We start from the raw sequence: 24,538 nt of genomic DNA, 5'->3' as shown, positions 1-24,538 counted from the left end.
CGAACCTCTCAGACCGCTCTGAGCGGCCGCCCGGCCCGGCCGACTCAGAGGAAACTCAGAGCGACCGCAGAGCCCGATCCGCCCGGCCGGGAGCGATCCTGGAAGCAGCCATGAACACCACCCGCTCCGGCCGCCCCGCGCTCACCCGCCCCGACGGCACCCCGCTGCGCGTCCTCGTCGTCGACGACGACCCCGACCTCGCCGAGGTCCTCTCCGGCGCCCTGCGCTACGAGGGCTGGCGGATCCGCACCGCCGGCGACGGCGCCTCGGCCCTCACGGCGGCCCGGGAGCTGCTGCCCGACGCGGTCGTGCTGGACGTGATGCTCCCCGACACCGACGGCTTCGCCGTGCTGCGCTCCCTGCACGCCGTGAAGCCGGACGTCTGCGTGCTGTTCCTCACCGCCCGGGACGCGGTGGAGGACCGGATCGCCGGCATCACGGCGGGCGGCGACGACTACGTCACCAAGCCCTTCAGCCTGGAGGAGGTCGTCGCCCGGCTGCGCGGACTGCTGCGCCGCGCCGGCATGGCCCGCCAGCAGGAGGAGGGCCCGAGGATGGTCGTCGGCGACCTGGTCATGGACGAGGAGGCCCGCGAGGTGACCCGCGCGGGCGAGCTGATCGAGCTCTCCCCGACCGAGTTCGAACTCCTGCGCTTCCTGATGCGCAACCCGCGCCGGGTACTCAGCAAGACCCAGATCCTCGACCGGGTGTGGTCCTACGACTTCGGCGGCCGCGCCCATGTCGTCGAGCTGTACATCTCCTACCTGCGCAAGAAGGTCGACGCGGGCCGCGAGCCGATGATCCACACCGTGCGCGGGGCCGGGTACGTGCTGAAACCGGCCGCGTCATGAGCCGTCTGCTGCCCCGCACCCTGCGTGCCCGCCTCACCGCCGGCCTCGTGGTCCTGCTGGCGCTCGGCTGCGCGGCGGTCGGCGTGGCCGCGGTCGTGGGCGTGAACGGCTTCCTCACCGGCCGCCTCGACGAACAGCTCGCCGAGGTCGGCAACCGCTTCCCGGCCAGCCTGGAACACGGCGGCGCGCCGCCCCCGGGCCACGACGACCACGACGGCGACGAGCACGGTGACACCCGCCGCCAGTCGGTGGGCACCCTTGGCGTCCGGCTGCTGGACGGCACGGTGACCAACGCCGCCGTGGTGCCGACCTCCGGTGCCGCGACCGCCGGCCCCACGGTCGCCCTGACCGCAGCCGACCGGCGCGCCCTCGCCGCCGTCCCGGTCGACGGCCGATCTCACACCGTCCACCTGTCCACGCTCGACGAGTACCGGGTCCGGGCCACCCGGGGCCTGGACGGGGACGTCCTGATCACCGGCCTTCCGCTGGAACCGGTGGAGTCGACGGTCCACCGCCTCGAACTGGTCGCGGGGATCGTCTTCGGCGTGACCCTGGTGATCGCCGGTGTGGCCGGAGCCCTCTGGGTCCGCTGGTCGCTCCGCCCGCTGAGCCGGGTCGCCGCGACGGCCACCAGGGTCAGCGAACTGCCCCTGGCCTCCGGCGAGGTGGCCCTGCCGCCACGGGCGCCCGAGCCGGACCCGCGCAGCGAGGTCGGACGGATGGCCGGGGCCTTCAACCGCATGCTGGGCCATGTCGAGGACGCCCTCACCAAACGCCACGCCAGCGAGGAGAGACTGCGCAGCTTCGCCGCCGACGCCAGCCACGAACTGCGCACCCCGGTCGCCTCGGTGCGCGGTCACGCCGAACTGGCCCTGCTCCACCCCGGCCCGGTCCCGCCGGAGGTGACCCGGGCGCTGGAACGCATCGCGGCCGAGTCCTCCCGGATGGGCGAGATGGTCGACGACCTGCTCCTGCTGGCCCGCCTGGACGCGGGCCGCCCGCTGGAGCGCCGCCCCGTGGACCTCACCCGGCTGGTCCTGGACGCGGTGACCGACGCGAGGGCGGCGGGCCCCGGCCACCGCTGGAGCCTGGACCTGCCCGAGGAGCCGGTCACGGTCACCGGCGACGCGCACCGCCTCCACCAGGTCCTCGCCAACCTCCTGGCCAACGCCCGCCTGCACACCCCCGAGGGCACCCAGGTCACGGTCACCCTGGAGACGGACCCCGCAGCGACACGCCTCCGCGTCCACGACGACGGCCCCGGCATCCCCGAGGACCTCCAGCCGAGGATCTTCGACCGCTTCACCCGAGCCGACCACCGCCGTACCAAGACGGGCACCGGCCTCGGCCTGTCGATCGTGTCAGCGGTGGCGCAGGCCCACGGGGGACGGGTGACCTTGACGAGCCGCCCCGGCTCGACGACGTTCACGGTCGAACTGGGGGCGACCGACATTCCCTAGGCTCACGGGGTCGGCGGCAGGGGCAGCGGCAGTCCGGGGAGGCCGTCGATGCTGCCGGCGATGTGCTCCTTCGCGCGGAAGTAGGCGTCCAGCGAGGCGTCGTCCTCCCGCGCGAACCGCCTCCCGTGCAGATCCCGGTCCTGTTCGTACGCCATGAGGGGCACCGCGTATCCGCAGGTGTCCCGGACCAGCTCGGCGTGGACGACGATGATCGCCCGCAGTCCGTGCGGGGTGGGGTCGATGCCGGGGAAGTGGCGCAGGAGTTCCTTGAAGCGGGGGTCGTCCCGGAACACCGGCTCCCCGCGGCCGTGCACCCGCACGATGTTCGGCGGCCCCTGGAACGCGCACCACATCAGGGTGATCCGCCCGTTCTCCCGCAGATGGGCGACGGTCTCCGCGTTGGATCCGGCGAAGTCGAGGTAGGCCACGGTGAGTTCGTCGATCACCGCGAACGAGCCCTTGAGGCCCTTGGGGGAGAGGTTGACCGTGCCGTCGCCGGACAGCGGAGCGGTCGCGGTGAAGAAGATCGGCTGCTCCTCGATGAAGGTGCGGAGCCTGCCGTCGATGCGCTCGTAGGTCTTTCCCATGGCTGACGATTATTCGGGAAAGCGTTCACCCGGGAAAGCGATCATCCGGGCGGTGAGCCCGGACATACGGCGGCAGCCGCCCCGGCCGGCGCTTCCTCGGGGCGGCCACCACACCTGTCACGTCACTTGTTCAACGTGCAGGCGGCCAGGACGTCCAGGCCGGTGGGCTTGGCGGCGGTACGGCCGATGGAGAGGGCGATACGGTCGATCGTCGACGCGCGCTTGTCCTTCAGCGGGCCGAGGATCGCGTTCTGCACGAAGTTCGGGCCACCCTGGCCGACCGTGTTCTTCAGGCGGGTGTTGGCCTCGTTGATCTGGGTCTGCAGCAGCGCGAGGTTGCGGTCCACCTCGGCCTTCGCGGTGGCGGGGATCGCCGGGAGCTTCGAGGCGACGTCCGGGCAGGTGATCGTGCCGACCGCGTTCGCGTTGCCCGCGTTGCCGTTGTTGTTGCCGGCGTTCGCGTTGTTACCCGCGTTCCCCTGGTTGCCCTTGTTGCCGGCGTTCCCCTTGTTGCCGTTGTTGCCCGCGTTCCCCTTGTTGCCGGCGTTGGCGTTGTTGCCCACGTTGCCGGCGGCCGCGCCGCCGCCCGCGTTCAGGGCGCAGGGCGCCAGGGCGTCCAGGCCGGTCGGCTTGGCCGCGGTGCGGCCGATCGCCGTGGCGATGCGGTTGACGGTCGCCACGCGCTTGTCCTTGAGGGGGCCGAGGATCGCGTTCTGGACGAAGTTCGGGCCGCCCTGGCCGACCGTGTTCTGGAGGCGGGTGTTGGCCTCGTTGATCTGGGTCTGCAGCAGCGCGAGGTTGCGGTCGACCTCGGCCTTCGCGGTGGCGGGGATCGCCGGGAGCTTCGAGGCGACGTCGGGGCACACGATCGTGCCGGGGCCGGCGGCCAGCGTCTGGGCGTTGGTGCTGCTGCTCTTGGACGACGACTCTCCGGCGAGGGCCTGGTTCACGACCACCGCACCGGTCAGGGCCAGAGCGGCGGCGCCGCCGATGATCGCCACACGACGCTTGTTGTACTTGGGAAGAGCCCTGGACATGCGGATGCCTCACTTGGGTCAGGAGTGGGTTTACAAACGCGGCGCCAGCGTTCAGCCGTGAGTACGGGCAAGCGGTTGCCGTTGTTCAAGGTGACTTCAAAAGTCTTGAGAACTCTTCCAAATTGACGAATCATGCAATGCACTGCATACTCATGCATGACCTTGAGTGCAGCGGTGAGGAGCAACGCAGTGAGCAGCAACAGCGGTGACGTCCGGCTCTGGGGCGGCCGGTTCGCCGACGGCCCCGCCGAGGCCCTGGCCAAGCTGTCCGCGTCCGTCCACTTCGACTGGCGGCTCGCGCCCTACGACATCGCCGGTTCGCGGGCCCACGCGCGCGTGCTGCACAAGGCGAACCTGCTCACCGAGGACGAGCTGACCCGCATGATCGCGGGCCTCGACCAGCTGGAGGCCGACGTCGCCGCCGGCACCTTCGTCGGCACCATCGCCGACGAGGACGTGCACACCGCGCTGGAGCGGGGCCTCCTGGAGCGCCTCGGCCCCGACCTCGGCGGCAAGCTGCGCGCCGGCCGCTCCCGCAACGACCAGGTCGCCACCCTCTTCCGCATGTACCTGCGCGACCACGCCCGGATCATCGGCGGCCTGGTCGCCGACCTCCAGGACGCGCTCATCGGCCTGGCGGAGGCCCACCCGGACGTGGCGATGCCCGGCCGCACCCACCTCCAGCACGCCCAGCCGGTCCTCTTCGCCCACCACGTCCTGGCCCACGTCCAGTCCCTCTCCCGGGACGCCGAACGGCTGCGCCAGTGGGACACGCGCACGGCCGTGTCGCCGTACGGCTCGGGCGCCCTGGCCGGCTCCTCCCTCGGCCTGGACCCGGAGGCGGTCGCGGCGGACCTCGGCTTCGAGCACGGCAGCGTCGGCAACTCCATCGACGGCACGGCCTCCCGTGACTTCGTGGCGGAGTTCGCCTTCATCACGGCGATGATCGGGGTGAACCTCTCCCGCATCGCCGAGGAGGTCATCATCTGGAACACGAAGGAGTTCTCCTTCGTGACCCTGCACGACGCCTTCTCCACCGGCTCCTCGATCATGCCGCAGAAGAAGAACCCGGACATCGCCGAGCTGGCGCGCGGCAAGTCCGGCCGTCTCATCGGCAACCTCACCGGCCTCCTGGCCACCCTGAAGGCGCTGCCCCTCGCCTACAACCGCGATCTCCAGGAGGACAAGGAGCCGGTCTTCGACTCCTGCGACCAGCTCGAGGTCCTGCTCCCCGCCTTCACCGGCATGATGGCCACCCTCACCGTCCACCGCGAGCGCATGGAGGAACTGGCCCCGGCCGGCTTCTCCCTCGCCACCGACATCGCCGAGTGGCTGGTCAAGCAGGGCGTCCCCTTCCGGGTCGCCCACGAGGTCGCCGGCGAGTGCGTCAAGGCGGCCGAGGCCGAGAACAAGGAACTGGACGAACTGACGGACGACCAGTTCGCGAAGATCTCCGCCCACCTGACGCCCGAGGTCCGCACGGTCCTCAACGTCCCCGGCGCGCTGGCCTCCCGCAACGGCCGGGGCGGCACCGCCCCGAGCGCGGTCGCCGTCCAGCTGGCCGAGGTGAAGGCGGACGTGGCGGCCCAGCACGCCTGGGCGACCGCCAAGAAGGCCTGAGCGCCGCCCGGCGAGGGGCGGGGGACCGCGCGCGCGGACCTGGCGCAGCCGCCCCCCGCCGACGCACCACCCGCCGAGCCCCGAGGTGAAGGTCGTCGCAGGCTAGGTTGGTCGGGAGCCGTACCGGACCCGACCGAACGGAGCCTGCGATGCCCTTCGCCCGACTGGCCACAGCGACCACCCCCACCTGCCACATCGGACTGGGCCTCGCCGCGGTCGGCCGCCCCGGCTACATCAACCTCGGACGGGACGAGGACCTGGGGGAGGACCGCAGCGTGGAGGCGCTGCGCACCCGCACCCACGACCTCCTCGACGCCGCCTACGCCCAAGGCGTCCGCTACGTCGACGCCGCCCGCTCCTACGGCCGCAGCGAGGAGTTCCTCGCCGACTGGCTCAAGGCGAGGCCGGACGCGGGCGACGTCGTCGTAGGCAGCAAATGGGGCTACACCTACACGGCCGGCTGGTCGACCGACGCCGAGACGCACGAGGTCAAGGACCACAGCGTGCGGACGTACGACCGTCAGCGCGCCGAGACCGCCCGCCTCCTCGGCGACCGCCTCGACCTCTACCAGATCCACTCGGTGACCCCGGACAGCCCCGCCCTCACCGACAAGGAACTCCACGCCAGGCTCGCGGAAGCCGCCGCCCAGGGCGTCACCGTCGGCTTCTCCACCAGCGGCCCCGCCCAGGCGGACGCGATCCGCGCCGCCCTCGCCGTCACGGTCGACGGCGAGCCCCTCTTCCGTACCGTCCAGTCGACGTACAACGCCCTGGAGACCTCGGCCGCCCCCGCCCTCGCCGAGGCCCATGACGCGGGTCTCACGGTGATCGTCAAGGAGGCCATGGCCAACGGCCGCCTCGCCGGCCCGTACGCCCCGGAGCCGCTGAGGACCGTGGCCGCCGAGGCGGGCCTCGGCTGCGACGCGGTCGCCCTCGCGCTGGTGCTGCGCACCCCGTGGGCCGGCGTGGTGCTCTCGGGTGCGGCCACCGCGGCCCAGCTCGCCTCCAACCTGCACGCGGCGGTCGTGGACCTGGACGAGGACCAGCTCTCCCGGCTCGCCGCGCTGACCGAGGACCCGCAGACGTACTGGAGCCACCGGGCCGCCCTGCCTTGGCACTGACCCGGCGACGCCGCTGCCGAAGGCGCCGACCCGCACCTTGACTCACGCCCCCTGCGTGAGTCATCCATGCCCTCAGTGAGACAATGATGTCTCAAATGGTCTATGGTTGTCTCATGGCCGTCGACCGTGACCACGTACTCCGCAGCGCCGCCGCCCTGCTGACCCGCAAGTCCACCGCCACCTTGGACGAGGTCGCCAAGGCCGCCGGGATCAGCCGCGCCACCCTGCACCGGCACTTCGCCGGCCGCGACGCGCTCGTGCGCGCCCTGGAGGCGCTCGGCATCGAGGAGTGCGAGACCGCGCTGGACGCGGCCCGGCTGGACGAGGGCCCGGCGAGCGACGCCGTGGAGCGTCTGGTGCGCGAGATCGAGCCCGCCGCCGGACTCCTCGCCTTCCTCTACACCGAGAACCAGCTGTTCGAGGGCGAGGAGGTGCACCAGGGCTGGACCCGCATCGACGACCGCATCTCCGCGCTGTTCCGGCGCGGACAGCTCACCGGCGAGTTCCGCATCGACCTCACGCCCGCCTGGCTCACCGAGGCGCTCTACGGCCTGCTGGCCTCCGCCGCCTGGCTGGTGCAGTCCGGCAAGGGCGCCCCCAGGGACTTCCGTCCCATGGTCGTGGGCCTGCTGCTCGGCGGCGCGCTACGACATCCCGCACAACCGAGAGAGGAATCATGACCAGCACCCTGCAGCCGGCGACCACGACCGAGGCGGTGAAGCGTCCGGACCGTTGGCTCGCGCTCTCCGTCCTCGTCCTCGCCGTGCTGCTGGTGGCCGTCGACGCGACCGTCCTCGGCCTCGCGACCCCGTACATCAGCGAGGACCTCCACCCCACCGGCACCCAGCTGCTGTGGATCGGCGACGTCTACTCCTTCGTCATCGCCGGCCTGCTGGTCTCCATGGGCAGCCTCGGCGACCGCATCGGCCGCAAGCGGATCCTGCTCGGCGGCGCCACGGCCTTCGGGCTGATCTCCGTCCTCAACGCCTACGCGACGACCCCCGAGCTGATGATCGCCGCCCGCGCCCTGCTCGGCGTGGCCGGCGCGACCCTGATGCCCGCCACCCTCGCCCTCATCCGCAACCTCTTCCACGACCCCCGCGAACGCAGCCTCGCCGTGGGCATCTGGGGCGCCACCGCCTCGGCGGGCACCGCCGTCGGCCCCATCGTGGGCGGGTTCCTCCTCGAACACTTCTGGTGGGGCTCGGTCTTCCTGATCAACCTGCCGGTGATGGTGGTCCTGGTCCTGGTCGGCCTCAAGACGCTCCCCGAGTCCAGGAACCCCGACCCGGGCCCCTGGGACCTGATCAGTGTGGCGCTGTCCCTGATCGGCATGATCGCCGTCGTGTACGCGGTGAAGGAGGCCGCGAGCCACGGCCTGACCCGGGAACCCCTGACGGCGGCCGCCCTCGGTCTCGCCGCGCTGTACGGCTTCGTACGCCGTCAGCTCACGCTGCCCGAGCCGCTGCTGGATATGCGCCTGTTCGGCAGGCGGGGCTTCAGCGGCGCGGTCCTGGCCGACATGCTGACCGTGCTCGGCATGTCCGGACTGGTCTTCTTCCTCTCCCAGTACCTGCAACTGGTGCAGGACCGACGCCCCTTGGAGGCGGGCCTGGCCGAACTCCCCGCCGCGGTGGGCGCGGTGACGGCCGGTCTGCTGGCGGGCCGCGCGGCGCGGCGCCTCTCGGTGCGCACGGTCGTCTCCGGCGGCCTTGCGGCCATCGGTCTGGCCCTCGCGGCCCTGACCCTGATCGACACCACGACCGGCTACCCGGTCCTCGGCGCGGCCCTCCTCGTGGTCGGTGCCGGCGCCGGCTTCTCCTTCACGGTGACCGCCGACGTCATCCTGTCCTCGGTTCCCAAGGACGAGGCGGGAGCGGCCTCCGCGGTCTCCGAGACGGCGTACGAACTCGGCGCGGCCCTCGGCATCGCCGTGCTCGGCTCGATCGTGACGGGCGTGTACCGGGGTTTCCCGTCCCCGACGGGCACACCGGAGGGTGCGCACGAATCGCTGGGCGGCGCCGTGGAAGCGGCGTCGAGGATGCCCGCGGCGGACGCGGAGGCGATGCTGACCTCGGCCCGCGAGGCCTTCGTCGACGGCCTGAGCCTGGCATCGGGAGTGGGTGCGGCGGTCCTGCTGGCGACGGCACTGGCGGCATGGTTCCTCCTGAAGGAACAGCGCCTCTAGAACGCCGGGCAGGGTTCGCGGGCCAGGGGCGCGGGGAACTGCGCGAACAACCCCACGCACCGGCACCCGACGACGAACCCCTACGCCGCCTTCGCCTTCGTCGCATACATGTCCACGTACTCCTGTCCCGACAACCGCATGACCTCGGTCATCACGGAATCGGTCACGGCCCGCAGCACGTACCGGTCCCGGTCCATCCCGTCATAACGGGAGAACTCCATCGCCTCACCGAAGCGGACCGTCACCCGCCCGGGCCGAGGCATCCCCGCCCCGCCCGGCTGCAACTTGTCCGTGCCGATCATCGCGAACGGGACGACGGGCGCCCCGGTCATCAGCGTCAGCCGCGCGATACCGGTGCGCCCCCGGTACAGCCTGCCGTCGGGGGAGCGGGTCCCCTCGGGGTAGATCCCGAAGACCTTCCCCTCCTCCAGCACCCGACGCCCGGTCATCAGCGCGGCCACACCCCCGCGGCCGCCGTCCCGGTCCACCGGGATCATGCCGACGCCGGTGAAGAACCACGCCATCAGCCGGCCCTTGAGGCTCTTGCCGGTGACGTACTCGTCCTTGCCGATGAAGAAGACCTGCCGGTCGCACACGAGCGGCAGGATCATCGAGTCGATGAAGGTCAGGTGGTTGCCGGCCAGGATGACCGGACCGTCGCCCGGGATGTGCTCCACGCCCTCGACCCGGGGGCGGAACATCAGGCGCATGACCGGTCCGAGCACTGCCTTGATGAGCGCGAAGCGGGACAACGGGCCCTCCGATGCCAAGGAAAAACGGTATGAGTCTGTGCAGGTGAGGACGATACTCGCGGCTCCCCGGGTGACGCACATCGGGTTCACCGAGGCCTTACGCACTGTTGACGTACGTTTACCTGGATGGCGGCACCGCCACCCGCCCGTCACCTGCGCGGAACGAGCGGGGCGACCGCGCGAAACGTCCCCTGCGGACCGCCTTCCCCCTCCCCGAGCGGGCATTCCGACGCCCCGTCACCTCAGGGTCCGCAGCCGCCATCCATCGTCACCCGCGTGTTGGGGCCGACGTCTCCCGACCGTCATGTCCACGCCCCTACGATCGGGCGCACGAAGGACCGACGGCAGGAGGGCCGCAATGGGATCGCAGGACGCGTGGGAGCCGAACGAGCGGATGACGACGGGCGGGACGACCGGACGCCGGGCGCTGCTCGGCGCGGCCGTGCTCGGTGCCACGGGAAGCGTCTTGGGCCTGGCCGGCACCGCCCGCGCCGCCGGGGCGGGCCGCCCCGGCAGAGGAGGGCTCCGCAGCCTCCCGGTGCCGACGATCATCGGCCACCGGGGCGCCAGCGGCTACCGCCCCGAACACACCTTCGGCTCCTACGAGCTGGCCCTCGACCTCGGCGCCGACATCGTCGAGGCCGGCGACCTGGTCCCCACCCGGGACGGCCATCTGGTCTGCCGCCACGAGCCCGAGATCGGCGGCACCACGGACGTCGCCGACCACAAGGAGTTCGCCGACCGCAGGACCACCAAGGTCCTCGACGGCGTCTCCACCACCGGGTGGTTCACCGAGGACTTCACGCTCGCCGAGCTGAAGACCCTGCGCGCGGTCGAGCGCATCCCGGCCAACCGCCCGCACAACACGCTCTACAACGGCCGCTGGGAGATCCCCACCTTCGAGGAAGTCCTGACGTGGCAGGACGAGCAGACCCGCAGGCGCGGCAAGCAGGTCTGGATCTACCCCGAGACCAAGCACCCCACCTACTTCCGCAAGCTGGGCCTCGGCCTGGAGGAGCGGGTGGCCAAGTTGCTGCACAAGCACGGCAAGGACCGGAAGAACTCGCCCGTCATCCTCCAGTCCTTCGAGCCGAGCAGCATCCAGCGCCTGAACAAGCTCGTCGACAACCCGCTCGTGGTCCTGCTGTCCGCCGCGAACACCCGCCCCTGGGACTTCGTCGAGGCGGGCGACCCGCGCACGGTCGCCGACCTGATCACCCGGACCGGGCTGCGCGAGATCGCCGGCTACGCCCAGGGCATCGGCCCCACCCTCGACCTGGTCATCCCGAAGGACGCGAGCGGCAACCTCACCACCCCCACCACCCTGGTGAAGGACGCCCACGCCGTCGGCCTGATCCTGCACCCGTACACCATGCGCAACGAGAACCCGTTCCTCCCGGCGAACTTCCGCAAGGGCACGGGCGCGGACGCCTACGGCGATGTCTTCGGCGCCTTCCGCGCCTACTTCGCGACCGGCATCGACGGGGTCTTCACCGACAACGCCGACACCGGCGTCCTGGCCCGTGAGGACTTCGTCAACGGCTGAGTCCCCGTTGGAGTGACATCCGGCCGTGCGGGCAACCAGCCCGCCCGCGCGGCCGCATCGTCCGGCACATGACGCACGACCCGCTCACCGGCCTGCTCACCGACCTGCGCCCCCTGCTCACCGCCGAGACCGCCGCCGAGGCCCACGCCACCGGCACCGAACCGGGAGACCTGGAACAGGCGGTCTGGCTCCGCCTCCTGGAGCGCCTCGCCACCGACGGCCCCCCGCTCGACCCGCCGGCCTGGCTGCGCCGGGCGGTGCGCGCGGAGGCCCGCCGCACCCGCCGCTCCGCCCGCTTCGAGCAGCCGTACGGGACCGAACCGGCCGACGACCGTGACCGCGGCCCCGAGCGGCTCGCCCTCGCCGCCGCCCGCCGCCGCGCCCTGCGCGAGGCGGTGCGCCGCCTCCCCGGCCGCTGCGCCCCTCTCCTCGAGGCGCTCCTGTCCCCCGAGGAGCCCACCTACCGGCAGATCGCCGGTGAGTTGGGTATCTCACAGGGCAGTATCGGCCCGGAACGTTCCAGATGTCTGGCATGTCTGAGGCGTTTGCTCGCACCGGAGGTTGCGGCCCGCCAAGTGCGGGGATAGGAGTGGAGGACCCCAGGCGATCAGGTGAGCGGGAGGCGTGCGCACATGGGCATGAGCGTGACCATCTCGGTGGCGACCGAGCAGGATGCCGAGCAGATCTTCGTGCTGCAGTACCTGTGTTTCCAGAGCGAAGCCGCGCTGTACGGCAACTACCGCATCGCCCCGCTCGTCCAGACCCTGGACTCGGTCAAGGAGGAACTCGCCTCCGACTGCGTCTACGTGGCACGGCTCGGAGACGAGGTGGTCGGCTCGGTCCGCGGTCACATCACCGAGGACGGTGCCGCCTCCATCGGCCGTCTCTGCGTCCACCCCCGCCTCCAGGGGCACGGCATCGGCGCCCGTCTCCTCCGCGCCGCCGAAGCGGCCCTCTCCGAGGAGCGCGGCGCCAAGAAGTTCCGCCTCCACACCGGCCACCGCAGCGAGGGCAACCTCCGCCTCTACCGGCGGGTCGGCTACGAGACGGTGGGCACGGCCGAGGGCACGGACGGCGTCCCGATGATCGTCCTGGAGAAGGCGGCCGGCGAGTACGCGGCTACGGCTTAGGGGCTGTCCGGGACCGGCGCAGCCAGTACAGCGCGGAGAGCGGCAGCAGTACGGGAATGAACACATAGCCCATCCCGTAATCGGACCAGACCGTCGCGTCCGGGAAGGCCGACGGCTCGATCAGGGTCCAGGTGCCGACCACCAGCACGCCCGCGAGTTCGGCGGCACAGCACAGCTGCGCCGCCCTGCGCGCCGTCTCCCCGCCCCGCACCAGCGAGTACGTGATGAACCCGTACACCAGGCCCGCCACCGCCGACAGCGTGTAGGCGAGCGGCGCCCGGTCGAACTCCGTGGCGATCTGGTACGCCGAGCGCGACACCGCCCCGACCACCATCACGCCGTAGAACCACACCAGCACCAGGCCGGGCCCGCCGATCAGCCGGGCCGGCTTCTCCTGAACGGCCGTCATCTCAGCCTCCCCAGATGTCGTAGAGCCGTACTTCCAGGACCGCGAGCACGACCGCCGACGCGGCGACCGTCACCGAGCCCCACCGCGTCCGTTCGGACAGCGACATGAGACCCGCAGCCGGCACGCACGCGACGGCGCCCAGCAGATACGCCACGAAGATCGTCGTGCCCTGCACCGGCTTCTGGCCCAGGGCCAGCAGCACGATGCCGACCGCCAGCTGCACCAGCGCCAGCACCGAGACCACGGCCATCCCGATGAAGTGCCAGTCCTTCGTCGGCTGGTCACGATGGGCCGCCCAGCCGCACCAGGCGGCGAGCAGCAGCGCGGCGACGCCGGTCACCAGCGTCAGGGCATCAAGCATGCAGCGACCTTATTACGCCGTAATCGGCACCCCGCGCCGGGCCCCGTGCCGTCCGTCGCCCGCCCGGGGCCGTCCACGGCCGTCCGCTACGTCGCCGGGTGTCCACGCTTGTCCAGCATGTGGACAGGCGTTTCCTGGTCAGTACCGTACGTCTGCTTTACTGATGCACATGACCACGACGAGCAGCCGCACCTTTGCGACCGAGGCGAACCTGACGCCCGGCGTGCGCTGTATGTGTCGCATGTGTCGAATGTGCGCCTGCTAGCGGGCCCCCGCACCCCCCCCGAGCCTCCGCTCCGCGCATCCGTCCTCCCCGGGAGTCCCCGGCCAAGGACGTGCCGCGTCCTGAACGAACGCATCCGTGCGCCCGGGCACACCCACGCCCGCGCACTCGACAGTGACGGAAAACCCACGTGATCACCACCACGGCCTTGACCAAGGTCTACCGCTCACGCGGCCGTGAGGTCACCGCCTTGGACGGCGTCGACCTGCACGTCCGCGAAGGCGAGGTGTACGGCGTCATCGGCCAGTCCGGCGCCGGCAAGTCCTCGCTGATCCGCTGCGTCAACCTCCTGGAGCGCCCCACCGCCGGCACGGTCACCGTCGCCGGCCAGGACCTCACCGCCCTCGCCGGCCGCGGACCACGGGCCGGCCGCGAACTGCGGCAGGCCCGCAGCCGGATCGGCATGGTGTTCCAGCACTTCAACCTGTTGTCCTCACGGACCGTCCAGGACAACGTCGAACTCCCGCTGGAGATCCTCGGCGTCTCGGGCAAGGAGCGCTCCCGCAAGGCGCTGGACCTGCTCGACCTCGTCGGACTCGCCGACAAGGCGCGGTCCTACCCGGCCCAGCTCTCCGGCGGCCAGAAGCAGCGCGTCGGTATCGCCCGCGCCCTCGCCGGCGACCCCAAGGTGCTGCTGTCCGACGAGGCGACCAGCGCCCTCGACCCGGAGACCACCCGCTCCATCCTCCAGCTGCTGCGCGACCTGAACCGGCAGCTCGGCCTCACCGTGCTGCTCATCACCCACGAGATGGACGTGGTCAAGTCGGTCTGCGACTCCGCCGCCCTCATGGAGCGCGGCCGGATCGTGGAGTCCGGCACGGTCGGCGAACTGCTCGCCACCCCCGGCTCCGAACTGGCCGCCGCCCTCTTCCCGGTCGGCGGCGAGGCCACCGGCGAGGACCGCACCGTGGTCGACGTCACCTTCCAGGGCGAGAGCGCCACCCGACCGGTCATCTCCCAGCTCTCGCGCACCTACAACATCGACATCTCCATCCTCGGCGCCGCCATCGACACCGTCGGCGGACTCCAGGTCGGCCGGATGCGCATCGAACTGCCCGGCCGCTACGAGGACAACGTCGTACCGATCGGCTTCCTGCGCGAACAGGGCCTGCAGATCGACGTACTGCTCGCGGAGGGCGCCAAGTGACCTGGTCGGAGACGCAGCCCCTGCTGGCGCAGGCCTGCTGGGACACCCTCTACATGGTCGGCTGGTCGACGCTCATAGCCGTCGCGGGCGGACTCCCGCTCGGTCTTCTCCTCGTCCTCACCGACAAGGGCGAACTCCTCCAGAACGTCGTCGCCAACAAGGTCGTCGGGCAGATCGTGAACATCGCCCGCTCGATGCCGTTCATCATCCTGATGGTGGCGCTCATGGGCTTCACCCGCACCGTCACCGGCACGACCATCGGCCGCGAGGCCGCCATCGTCCCGCTCGCCATCGGCGCCGTACCGTTCTTCGCCCGCCTGGTCGAGACGGCCGTCCGCGAAGTGGACGGCGGACTCGTCGAGGCCGTGCAGTCGATGGGCGGCAACACCTGGACCGTCGTCCGCAAGGTCCTCGTCCCCGAGTCGCTGCCCTCGCTCATCTCCTCCACGACCACCACGGTCGTCGCCCTCATCGGCTACTCCGCCATGGCCGGCACGGTCGGCGCCGGCGGCCTCGGCGACATCGCCATCCGCTACGGCTACCAGCGCTTCGAGACCGACCTGATGTGGATCACCGTCGCGATCCTCGCCGTCGTCATCTCCCTCATCCAGTTCGCCGGCGACTGGGTCGCCCGCTCCCTGCACCGCCGCGGCGGCCGCTCGGGCCCCGCCCCGAAGCTGCGGCTGCTCAGGACCCGGGAGCCGGCCGCCGCCGACGTCGGCAAGGTCGCCTGAGCGCACCCCCCCCGAACTCCCCGCACACCCACCGCGGGGCCGCACCACCCCTAGGAAAGGCACTTTTCGTGCGTAACACCGCCAAGATCACCACCGCCGTCCTCGCCGGAGCCCTCACCCTCGGGCTCACCGCCTGCGGCTCGGACAAGGACTCGGGAAGCGCCGGCGCCGACGCCCGGCTGACCGTCGCGGCCACTCCCACCCCGCAGGGCGAGATCCTCACCTACATCAAGGACCATCTCGCCAAGAAGGCCGGCCTCGACCTCGAGGTCAAGGAGTTCACCGACTACGTGACCCCCAACACGGCCGTCCAGCAGGGCGAGGTCGACGCCAACTACTTCCAGCACCAGCCGTACCTCACCGACTTCAACAAGAAGAACGGCACCGACATCGTCGCCGTGCCCGGTGCCACCGTGCACCTGGAGCCGCTCGGCCTGTACTCCCAGGGCGTCAAGAAGCTCGACGACCTCAAGAAGGGCGCCACCGTCGCCCTGCCGAACGACACCACCAACGAGGCCCGCGCGCTGAAGCTGCTGGAGGCCAACGGCCTGATCCAGCTGAAGTCCGGAGTCGGCTACGACGCCACCCCCAAGGACGTCACCGCCAACCCCAGGAAGCTCGTGTTCAAGGAGCTGGAGGCGGCCCAGCTGCCGCGCTCCCTGGCCGACGTCGACGCCGCGGTGATCAACGGCAACTACGCGCTGGAGGCCGACCTCAGCCCCGCCAAGGACGCCCTCGCCGCCGAGTCCGCCAAGGACAACCCGTACGCCAACTTCCTCGCCGTGAAGAAGGGCAACGAGGACGACCCGCGGATCCAGAAGCTCGCCGAGCTGCTCACCTCGCCCGAGGTGAAGAAGTTCATCGAGGACAAGTACGACGGCGCCGTCGTCCCCGCGTTCTGACCGTCCGCGCCGCACGCCACCGCAACCCACGGGGTCCGCTCCCTCACGAAGGGTGGGGACCCCGTGGTGCCGTCCGGCCCCTTCATGCTGCATGCTGGGCAGTTCAGCGGGTCCTGACGGTCCGGTAGGTACAGGACCGGTCGGGCACCGAGGTTTCGAAGGCTACGGAGCGGCTTCATGACGAGCACCTTCCCCACCATCTCCATCAGCACGGAGCGGTTGGTGCTGCGGCCCTTCGACGAGGACGACGTGCCCGCCCTGGCCGAGATGATGAACGACGAGCAGATCGGCGCCTGGACGGACGCCCCGCAGCCCTACAGCCGACAGGCGGCCCACCGCTGGATCACCGAGGACGCACCCGACGAACGCACCGCCGGACGCGGCCTCTCCCTCGCCGTCACCGAGTTCCTCACCCAGCGGCTCGTCGGCGTCATCCAGCTCGCCAGGACCGACTGGCACGTCCGGTCCACCGAACTGTCGTACATCGTCGCCTCCTGGGCCCGCGGCGAGGGCTACGCCTCCGAGGCCGCGCTCGCCACCGCCCAGTGGCTGTTCACCGACCAGAAGTTCGAGCGCATCGAGCTGCGCACGGCCGCCGACAACACCGCCTCCCAGCAGGTCGCGCAGAAGATCGGCTGTATCAGCGAGGGCGTCCTGCGCGGCGCCTGCATAGCGCGGGCCCGCGCCGAGGACGACACCTGGACCGAGGTGCGCACCGACTACATCGTGTGGAGCCTGCTGCCCGAGGACATCGAGGGCGCGGGCGACCAGCTCGCCGAGGGCGGCGGCTTCACCTCGTACACCGACTGGAACTGACCCCGGCCCGACGATCGGGCGCCGGCCCGCCCCGTCCGACCGGGTACCCTCACGGAGCCCGCTGCCTGCGCGAACCCCCGGGAGACTGAGGACGATGGCCGACCGCGTCACCGTGATCGGCTGGGACGGCTCGCCGCTGACCGCAGCGGCCCGCTCGGCACTCGGCGCCGCCACGCTCGTGGCCGGCGCCGCCCACCACCTGGAGCTGCCCGCGGTCCCGCCCGCCGCCGAACGCATCCGCCTGGGCAGCGTGTCCCTCGCCGCGCGCCGGATCGCCGGCCACCGGGGCACCGCGGTCGTCCTCGCCGACGGGGACCCGGGCTTCTTCGGCGTCGTACGCACCCTGCGCGCACCCGAGTTCGGCCTGGAGGTCGAGGTCGTCCCGGCCGTTTCCTCCGTCGCCACCGCCTTCGCCCGCGCCGGCATGCCCTGGGACGACGCCGAGGTCGTCGTCGCCCACCGGCGCACCCTGCGCCGCGCCGTCAACGTCTGCCGCGCCCACACCAAGGTCGCCGTCCTCACCTCGCCCGGCGCCGGCCCCGCCGAGCTCGGTCTGCTCCTGGAGGGCGTGCACCGCACCTTCGTGGTCTGCGAGGAACTCGGCACCGACCGCGAGCGGGTCAGCGTCCTCTCCTCCGACAAGGCCGTCGACCACACCTGGCGCGATCCCAACGTCGTCATCGTCCTCGGCGGCCCGGTGACCGTCGGCGACGGCGGCGGCTGGCTCGCCGGACGCGACCCGGCCGCCGGACCGCGCGGCTGGGCCCTGCCCGCCGAGGCCTACGGCGGCGACCTCGGCGAGGGCGAGTCGGACCTGCTGCGCGCGGCCCAACTCGCCCGGCTCGGACCCCGCGTCGGCGACCTCGTCTGGGACATCGGCTGCGGCAGCGGAGCCTTCGCCACCGAGGCCGCGCGGGCCGGCGCGGCCGTCCTCGCCGTCGACCGCGACCTGCACGCCTGCGCCCGTACCGACGCCGCCGCCCGCCGCCACGGCGTCCAGCTCCAGATCGTCCGCGGCACCGCCCCGCACGTCCTGGAGAACCTGCCCGAGCCGGACGTCGTCCGGGTCGGCGGCGGGGGAGCGGCCGTGGTCTCGGCCGTCGCCGACCGCCGCCCGCAGCGCATCGTGACCCACGCGGCGACCCGCGACGCCGCCGAACGCGTCGGCCGCGACCTCACCGAGCACGGCTACCTCGTCGAGTGCGCGCTCGTGCAGTCCGTCCAACTCGACACGCGGCGCTGGACGGAGACCGAACGGAGCGTCGCGTTCCTGCTCAGCGGGGTTCTTCCGGACCGCCGGACGTGACCCGATTCGCGCTCCCCGTGATCCTGTTGTCGTACCGCTCGCGGTAGGCTGAACGATCGTCGTACCGCTTCCGTTCGCCCGGCTGTTCGTCGGTCAATGTCCGGAAAACGCATCCCTTTTGGGGTGAGCCGTGGTACGGCAGAACCGGAGGGCGCGCAACGTGGCGCAGTCCACAGCGGAGCGACGGAGATCGACCTGTCGCGAGGCGACGACGGCCGGGACAATGCCACTGAATGGCTTTGTCGCTTTTTCGGGCGGTCGTTCGTGCCGCTGGGCACGGACGCTCGTTCTTCACTACGGGGCAACCGGTGCGCCGTTCCGGGTGAGCTGGTCGCAGGAGCACTAAACCGATGGGCGAGGGGTACGCATGACCGACACCGGCCAGGTCCCGGGCGAGGGGCTGCCGGAGAACGCAGGCACGGTGGAACAGCCGGGCGCCTCCGCGCACGGCGCGTACACCTACCTCTCCGAGACCACCGCCGAGGACGAAGACCTGTTGCTGCTGCCGGGCGCCCAGAGCGCCTGGGGCAACGAGGTGGCGCCGCCGGCGCCCGAGCCGGTCGTCGAGACGGTCCACGAGCCCGGCCCGCACGAGCTCTCCGGCCGCGACAGCGGCTCGGTCGACCTCGGTGGCGTACGGCTGCCCAGCCCCGCCGCGCCCCCGCAGCCGGCCCCGCGCCGGCCCCTCCACCTGGGCCCGCCCATCCCCGACGCCTCCGCCAGCCCCGTCCGCTCCCTCGCCGACCGCGGCCCGGCCGGCGCCCCCGTGCGCCAGCCGGCCCAGCCCGCCACCGGCTCCGAGTACCTGGACGTCCCGCCCCTGCGCGAGACGCCCCCGCAGGGGGCCGCGCCCTGGGGAGCCGCGACCCAGGCCCCTTCTCCCGCTCATGCCGCCGCTCCTGTCGCGGCCCCGGAACCCGCGGTGCTCGGAGTCGCCGACGCCGTCGTGGCGCGCGTGGCCACCGAGGCGATCGCCGCGCAGGGTGCACTCCAGGCCGAGGCCGCGTACGGCGGAAACGGCGGCGGCGCAGGCGACGTCGCGCCCCCGCCCCCCGCGGCACAGGTTCCCGGTGCCGCGACCGCGGATGCGGTGCGGATGCCCGCCCCGGCGGCACCGGCCGAGCCCGGCCCGTTCTCCCCGACCGCGTCCGGGGTCGTCGACCCCGGCCAGCTGCTCGGCGCCGCGCTGATCGCCGAGGGCGAGCAGGATGTCGCCGACGAGGTGGTGGAGACGGGGCCGGCCGAGCCGGTGGCCGCGCCGCCCGTCGAGGCGACGCCCGCCCCCGAGCCGCCCGCGCCCGCCGTCGCGGAAGCGGTTCCGGCCGAGGTGCAGGTGCAGGTGCAGGTGCCTGCGGCCAGCGAGACGGCGGTCGCGGCGGAGGTCGCCGAGGCGGCGGTCCAGGCTGCGCCGGAGCCGCAGGCACCCGAGGCGAGCGTGTCCGAGGCGGCCCCGGCTGCCGAGGCGGAGCAGGTCGCGGCGGTGAGCGAGGTTGTTGCCGAGGCCACCAGCGAGGGCGTTGCCGCGACCGTTGCCGAGGCCGTGACGGAGACCGTGACGGAGGCCGTACAGGCTCCGGAAGAGGCCGTATCCGACGTCGCGGAGATCGCGGAGGTCGCGGAGATCGCGGAGGTCGCGGAGGTCGCGGAAGCCACCGGCGCCGAAGTGGTCGAAGTTGCCGAGGTCGCGGAGGTGACCGCGCCCGAGCTGGACGAGACGCCCGCGGCGCCCGAGCCCGAGCCCGAGGCGGAGGAGGCGGAGGAGGCGAGCCCCGTCGAGACGGCGCAGCCGGCCGAAGCACCCGCACCCGAGGCCGAGACCGTCGGGACGGTGTCCGAGGGGCCGGTTCCGGACGCGCCCACGGGGCCGGAAGGGGTCCCCGCCCCGGTCGAGGCGCAGGTCGCCGAGGCCGCCGAGACCGTGGTCCAGGCTCCCGAACCGGCAGAGGCCCCGGCTGCGGCCGATGCCCCGGTTCCGGTCGAGGCCTCCGTTCCGGTCGAGCCGGTGCAGGAAGAAGCCCCAGTGGTGGAGCAGGACTCCCCGGCCACCGAGGCTCCCGCCGAGGCGGCGCAGCCCGCCGAAGCCGGCGTGACGCCCGCCGCCTCCCAGCCCGTCGAGGCACTCACCGCGCCCGCCGCCCCCACCGCGCCCGCCGAGGCCGAGGCGGCGCAGCCCGCGGAGCCGGTCGAGCCCGCCGTGAGCCTGCCCCCCACCCCCGAGGCACCGCAGCCGCAGCCCGAGCCCGTCGCAGAGGTCCAGCCCGCCGACGAGCAGGTGGAGACGGCCCCCGAGGAGGTGGAGACGGCCCCCGAGGAGGTGGAGACGGTCCCCGAGCAGATGGAGACGGCCCCCGAGCAGGCGGAGGAGGCCACCGCGCCGGCCCCGAACGCGCAGCCTGAGTCGCAGCCGGAACTGCAGCCCGCCTCACAGCCGGAACCGCAGGAAGCGGCCGCGGAGCAGACGGAAGCCGCCCCCGAGTCTCCGCTCGCCCCTGCCGTCGCCCATCAGTCGGACACCGCGTCTCAGCTCCCGGACGCCACGGCCCCCGCACAGGCCCGGGAACAGGAGACCCCGGCCGCCGTGGCCGTCGCGGCGACCCCGGCGGAGGCCCCCGCAGAGGCCCCCGCGGAGTCCCAGGCGGCCCCCGCGCACCCCGCCCCGCAGCCGGAGCAGCCCGCGGGCACGTGCGCACCGGTCGAGGGCACCGTGCCGACGGCTCCGCTCCTCGCCCCGGTCCCGCCGCAGGCCGCGCCCGTCCTCACGGAGGACCGGCAGCCCGCCGGGGCACCGGCGGAGGTGCCCCCCGTCGCCGTGACTCCCGAGCAGCCCGCCGCTCCCGTTCCCACCGTCCCCGCCCCCCGCGCGGCCGACCCCGCTCCCGCCCCGGTGACCCCGGACCCGGAGCCCCCGGCCGACGCGCAGGCCGACCCCGACCCCGAGGTCGCGCAGAGCCCGGAGGACCTGGAAACCAGGGCCGCCGACCAGGAAGAGAGCCCGGCCACCGTGGAAGAAGCCAGAGAGTCCACCGGCCCCGCCGCGCCCGCGTACGACGACGCCGAGCGCGAGGCCGTCCTGAAGGTCATGCGCGAGCGCCGCGACATCCGCAACGGCTTCCGCGGCGACCCCATCCCGCACGAAGTGCTCCTGCGCGTCCTGGAGGCCGCCCACACCGCGCCCTCCGTCGGCCACTCGCAGCCCTGGGACTTCGTCGTCATCCGCTCCGCCGACACGCGGCGCGCGATGCACGAACTGGCGATGCGTCAGCGCGACGCCTACGCCAAGTCCCTCCCCAAGGGCCGGGCCAAGCAGTTCAAGGAACTGAAGATCGAGGCCATCCTCGAGACCCCGGTGAACATCGTGGTCACCGCCGACCCGACACGCGGCGGCCGGCACACCCTGGGCCGGCACACCCAGCCACAGATGGCGCCGTACTCCTCCGCGCTCGCGGTGGAGAACCTCTGGCTCGCGGCGCGCGCCGAGGGCCTCGGCGTCGGCTGGGTCAGCTTCTTCGACGAGCGCGAGATGGTCCGCGCCCTCGGTCTGCCCGAGCACCTCGAAGTGGTCGCCTACCTCTGCGTCGGCTACGTCGACGAGTTCCCGTCCGAGCCCGAGCTGATGCAGGCCGGCTGGGCCAAGCGCCGCCCGCTCTCCTGGGTCGTGCACGAGGAGACGTACGGCCGTCGCGCGCTGCCCGGCGAGGACCCGCACGATCTGCTCGGCGAGACCGTCGCCAGCGTCCGCCCGCTGGACGCCAAGGCGCTCGGCGAAGCCTGGGAGCGGCAGAAGCGGATGACCAAACCCGCCGGGGCGCTCGGCATGCTGGAGATCATCTCCGCCCAGCTGTCGGGGCTGTCCCGGCAGTGCCCGCCGCCGATCCCGGAGCCCGCGGCCGTCGCGATCTTCGCGGGCGACCACGGCGTCCACGCCCAGGGCGTCACCCCCTGGCCCCAGGAGGTGACGGCCCAGATGGTCGCCAACTTCCTCGGCGGGGGAGCGGTCTGCAACGCCTTCGCGAGCCAGGTGGGCGCGGAGGTCTGCGTCGTGGACGTCGGTGTGGCCACCGACCTCCCGGCGACCCCCGGCCTCCTGCCCCGCAAGGTGCGTGCCGGCACGTCCGACATGACCACGGGCCCCGCGATGACCCGCGAGGAGGCCAAGCGGGCCATCGAGGTGGGCATCGAGACGGCCCGCGACCTGGTGGCGGCCGGCAACAAGGCCCTGCTGACAGGTGAGATGGGCATCGCCAACACGACCGCCTCGGCGGCGCTGATCTCCGTCTTCACCGGCGCGGACCCCTCCGAGGTCACCGGCCGCGGCACCGGCATCAACGACGAGACCCTCGCCCGCAAGACCGAGGTGGTCCGCCGTGCCCTCGAACTCCACCAGCCGGACCCGGCCGACCCGATCGGCGTCCTCGCCGCGATCGGCGGTTTCGAGCACGCGGCGATGGTCGGTCTCCTGCTCGGCGGCGCGTCCCTGCGGACACCGGTGATCCTGGACGGCGTCAGCGCCGGCGCGGCCGCCCTGGTCGCCCGCGCGATCGCCCCCGAGGTCCTCGCGGCCTGCATCGCGGGCCATCGCAGCGCGGAGCCGGGCCATGTGGCCGCCCTGAACAAGCTGGGCCTGCGCCCGCTGGTCGACCTGGACCTCCGTCTCGGCGAGGGCACCGGCGCCCTCCTGGCCCTTCCCCTGGTCCAGAGCACGGCCCGGGCCATGCACGAGGTGGCGACCTTCGACTCGGCGGGAGTCACCGAGAAGTAGGAGCGAGGAGCACCCGGGACGACGGTTCCGGGTGCTTTCTTGCTGAGCTGAGCCGAGGTGAGCTGAGGTGAGGTGAGGTGAGGTGAGGTGCCCGACGGGCACCTGACAGCGCGCCGCGGTGGTGCCCACGCTGCCCAGTCACCGGACACCTCAGCCGCCGAAACCCCGCCCGCTTAAAATCTGCACGTCAGGGCAACCGCCAAGCCCCGGAGGAGCCGCACCCTCATGGCCGAACACCCCGCCTACCCCGTAGGCCTCCGCCTCACCGGCCGCAGGGTCGTCGTCCTCGGCGCCGGGCAGGTCGCCCAGCGCCGCCTCCCCGCTCTCATCGCGGCGGGCGCGGACATCCACCTCGTGTCCCCCGAGGCGACCCCCTCCGTGGAGGCGATGGCGGACGCCGGCGAACTCACCTGGCACAGGCGCCCGTACGCCGAAGGCGACCTCGCGGACGCCTGGTACGCGCTGATCGCCACCGACGACCACGAGGCCAACACCCACGCCTCGGCCGAAGCGGAGCGCCACCGCGTGTGGTGCGTCCGCTCCGACGACGCCGACCGGGCGACCGCCTGGACCCCGGCCACCGGCACCAGCGAGGGCGTCACCGTCGCCGTCCTCACGACCGACGCCAAGGGCCGCGACCCCCGTCACACCGCCGCCATCCGGGACGCCGTCGTGGCGGGCCTGCGCGACGGCACGCTCGTCGCCCCCCACCACCGCACCCGCACCCCCGGCGTCGCCCTCGTCGGCGGCGGCCCCGGCGACCCCGACCTGATCACGGTCCGCGGCCGCCGCCTCCTCGCCGAGGCCGATGTCGTCATCGCCGACCGCCTCGGCCCGCGCGACCTCCTCGCCGAACTCCCCCCGCACGTCGAGGTGATCGACGCGGCGAAGATCCCGTACGGCCGTTACATGGCCCAGGAGGCCATCAACAACGCGCTGATCGAGCACGCGAAGCAGGGCAAGTCGGTGGTACGCCTCAAGGGCGGGGACCCTTATGTGTTCGGCCGCGGCATGGAGGAACTCCAGGCGCTCGCCGAGGCGGGCATCCCCTGCACGGTCGTCCCCGGCATCTCCAGCTCCATCTCCGTCCCGGGCGCGGCCGGCATCCCGGTCACCCACCGCGGCGTGGCCCACGAGTTCACCGTCGTCAGCGGTCATGTGGCCCCCGACGACGAGCGTTCCCTCGTCGACTGGGCGTCCCTGGCCAAGCTCACCGGCACCCTCGTCATCCTCATGGGCATCGACAAGATCGGGCGGATCGCCGAGACACTGGTCGCGCACGGCAAGCCGGCCGACACGCCCGTGGCCCTGGTCCAGGAGGGCACGACCGCCGCCCAGCGCCGCGTCGACGCGACCCTGGCGACGGTGGCCGAGACGGTGCGGACCCAGGAGGTCAAGCCGCCCGCGGTCGTCGTGATCGGCGAGGTGGTCGCCGTGGGCCCGCGCGCCTAGTCACCCCGGACCCCGGGCCGCCCCCGACCGAGCTTGGCGTAACCCTGGGTAACACAACTCGTTCACAGCCGTTGGCA

Annotated in this window: 21 protein-coding genes; 16 read left to right on the top strand and 5 right to left on the bottom strand. The window is 72.6% G+C overall.

Annotated features, from left to right (window positions below; all coding sequences use genetic code 11):
* Positions 1-110 precede the first annotated feature (110 nt).
* Both AQJ58_RS15295 and AQJ58_RS15290 read left to right on the top strand, forming a co-directional pair.
* A complete protein-coding gene (locus AQJ58_RS15295; RefSeq protein ID WP_067250226.1) occupies positions 111-851 on the top strand; it encodes a response regulator transcription factor in 741 nt (246 codons plus the stop codon).
* Complete coding sequence (locus AQJ58_RS15290; protein ID WP_067250223.1) at positions 848-2,311, top strand: sensor histidine kinase; 1,464 nt, start codon at positions 848-850, stop codon at positions 2,309-2,311. Before AQJ58_RS15295 ends, AQJ58_RS15290 begins: the two co-directional genes overlap by 4 nt.
* 2 nt (positions 2,312-2,313) lie before the next feature.
* Here AQJ58_RS15290 and AQJ58_RS15285 read toward each other — a convergent pair whose 3' ends face one another.
* A complete protein-coding gene (locus AQJ58_RS15285) occupies positions 2,314-2,898 on the bottom strand; it encodes a pyridoxamine 5'-phosphate oxidase family protein (RefSeq protein WP_067250221.1) in 585 nt (194 codons plus the stop codon).
* 122 nt (positions 2,899-3,020) lie between these two features.
* A complete protein-coding gene (locus tag AQJ58_RS15280; RefSeq protein WP_067250218.1) occupies positions 3,021-3,935 on the bottom strand; it encodes a hypothetical protein in 915 nt (304 codons plus the stop codon).
* A 189-nt stretch (positions 3,936-4,124) separates the two neighbouring features.
* On the opposite strand from AQJ58_RS15280, the gene argH reads away from it, so the two are divergent.
* The 4 genes from argH (at position 4,125) to AQJ58_RS15260 (ending at position 8,864) form a co-directional block, all read left to right on the top strand.
* Positions 4,125-5,555, top strand: a complete 1,431-nt coding sequence (gene argH, locus AQJ58_RS15275) for an argininosuccinate lyase (RefSeq protein WP_067250215.1) — start codon at positions 4,125-4,127, stop codon at positions 5,553-5,555.
* A gap of 149 nt (positions 5,556-5,704) precedes the next feature.
* The gene (locus AQJ58_RS15270) at positions 5,705-6,676 is read left to right on the top strand and encodes an aldo/keto reductase (RefSeq protein ID WP_067250213.1); all 972 of its coding nucleotides are present in this window, start codon (positions 5,705-5,707) and stop codon (positions 6,674-6,676) included.
* A gap of 113 nt (positions 6,677-6,789) precedes the next feature.
* Positions 6,790-7,356, top strand: a complete 567-nt coding sequence (locus AQJ58_RS15265) for a TetR/AcrR family transcriptional regulator (protein ID WP_067250210.1) — start codon at positions 6,790-6,792, stop codon at positions 7,354-7,356.
* Positions 7,353-8,864, top strand: coding sequence for an MFS transporter (locus AQJ58_RS15260; protein ID WP_067250207.1), 1,512 nt, complete (start codon positions 7,353-7,355; stop codon positions 8,862-8,864). The genes AQJ58_RS15265 and AQJ58_RS15260 overlap by 4 nt, the downstream gene beginning before the upstream one ends.
* Before the next feature lie 80 nt (positions 8,865-8,944).
* On the opposite strand, the gene AQJ58_RS15255 is transcribed toward AQJ58_RS15260, so the two are convergent.
* On the bottom strand, positions 8,945-9,616 hold the full coding sequence (locus tag AQJ58_RS15255) for a lysophospholipid acyltransferase family protein (protein ID WP_055631585.1): 672 nt from the start codon (positions 9,614-9,616) through the stop codon (positions 8,945-8,947).
* 358 nt (positions 9,617-9,974) lie between these two features.
* Between AQJ58_RS15255 and AQJ58_RS15250 the strand changes: the two genes are divergently transcribed.
* The 3 genes from AQJ58_RS15250 (at position 9,975) to AQJ58_RS15240 (ending at position 12,292) form a co-directional block, all read left to right on the top strand.
* Entirely contained in the window at positions 9,975-11,162 is a 1,188-nt protein-coding gene (locus tag AQJ58_RS15250; protein ID WP_067250205.1) for a glycerophosphodiester phosphodiesterase, read from the top strand.
* Between the two features lie 68 nt (positions 11,163-11,230).
* A complete protein-coding gene (locus AQJ58_RS15245; RefSeq protein ID WP_067250202.1) occupies positions 11,231-11,749 on the top strand; it encodes a sigma-70 family RNA polymerase sigma factor in 519 nt (172 codons plus the stop codon).
* Between the two features lie 45 nt (positions 11,750-11,794).
* The gene (locus AQJ58_RS15240) at positions 11,795-12,292 is read left to right on the top strand and encodes a GNAT family N-acetyltransferase (RefSeq protein ID WP_067250199.1); all 498 of its coding nucleotides are present in this window, start codon (positions 11,795-11,797) and stop codon (positions 12,290-12,292) included.
* On the opposite strand, the gene AQJ58_RS15235 is transcribed toward AQJ58_RS15240, so the two are convergent.
* Positions 12,282-12,701, bottom strand: a complete 420-nt coding sequence (locus AQJ58_RS15235; RefSeq protein ID WP_067250196.1) for a hypothetical protein — start codon at positions 12,699-12,701, stop codon at positions 12,282-12,284. The genes AQJ58_RS15240 and AQJ58_RS15235 overlap by 11 nt on opposite strands.
* 1 nt (position 12,702) lies before the next feature.
* A complete protein-coding gene (locus AQJ58_RS15230) occupies positions 12,703-13,062 on the bottom strand; it encodes a hypothetical protein (RefSeq protein WP_067250193.1) in 360 nt (119 codons plus the stop codon).
* A 413-nt stretch (positions 13,063-13,475) separates the two neighbouring features.
* Here AQJ58_RS15230 and AQJ58_RS15225 point away from each other — a divergent pair, with 413 nt between their 5' ends.
* The 7 genes from AQJ58_RS15225 (at position 13,476) to cobA (ending at position 24,461) form a co-directional block, all read left to right on the top strand.
* Complete coding sequence (locus AQJ58_RS15225) at positions 13,476-14,492, top strand: methionine ABC transporter ATP-binding protein (protein WP_067250190.1); 1,017 nt, start codon at positions 13,476-13,478, stop codon at positions 14,490-14,492.
* Positions 14,489-15,226, top strand: coding sequence for a methionine ABC transporter permease (locus AQJ58_RS15220; RefSeq protein ID WP_067250188.1), 738 nt, complete (start codon positions 14,489-14,491; stop codon positions 15,224-15,226). The genes AQJ58_RS15225 and AQJ58_RS15220 overlap by 4 nt, the downstream gene beginning before the upstream one ends.
* 68 nt (positions 15,227-15,294) lie before the next feature.
* The gene (locus AQJ58_RS15215) at positions 15,295-16,128 is read left to right on the top strand and encodes a MetQ/NlpA family ABC transporter substrate-binding protein (protein ID WP_067250186.1); all 834 of its coding nucleotides are present in this window, start codon (positions 15,295-15,297) and stop codon (positions 16,126-16,128) included.
* 177 nt (positions 16,129-16,305) lie between these two features.
* Positions 16,306-16,944, top strand: coding sequence for a GNAT family N-acetyltransferase (locus tag AQJ58_RS15210; protein ID WP_067250183.1), 639 nt, complete (start codon positions 16,306-16,308; stop codon positions 16,942-16,944).
* A 94-nt stretch (positions 16,945-17,038) separates the two neighbouring features.
* Complete coding sequence (gene cbiE / locus AQJ58_RS15205; protein WP_067250181.1) at positions 17,039-18,250, top strand: precorrin-6y C5,15-methyltransferase (decarboxylating) subunit CbiE; 1,212 nt, start codon at positions 17,039-17,041, stop codon at positions 18,248-18,250.
* Between the two features lie 367 nt (positions 18,251-18,617).
* Complete coding sequence (gene cobT / locus AQJ58_RS15200) at positions 18,618-23,009, top strand: nicotinate-nucleotide--dimethylbenzimidazole phosphoribosyltransferase (protein ID WP_067250178.1); 4,392 nt, start codon at positions 18,618-18,620, stop codon at positions 23,007-23,009.
* Between the two features lie 225 nt (positions 23,010-23,234).
* Complete coding sequence (gene cobA, locus AQJ58_RS15195; RefSeq protein ID WP_067250174.1) at positions 23,235-24,461, top strand: uroporphyrinogen-III C-methyltransferase; 1,227 nt, start codon at positions 23,235-23,237, stop codon at positions 24,459-24,461.
* The last annotated feature ends 77 nt before the right edge of the window (positions 24,462-24,538 follow it).

It is taken from the genome of Streptomyces sp. DSM 15324, assembly GCF_001514285.1.
Taxonomy (GTDB): Bacteria; Actinomycetota; Actinomycetes; order Streptomycetales; family Streptomycetaceae; genus Streptomyces.
This window is presented reverse-complemented; position numbering and strand designations above follow the sequence as displayed.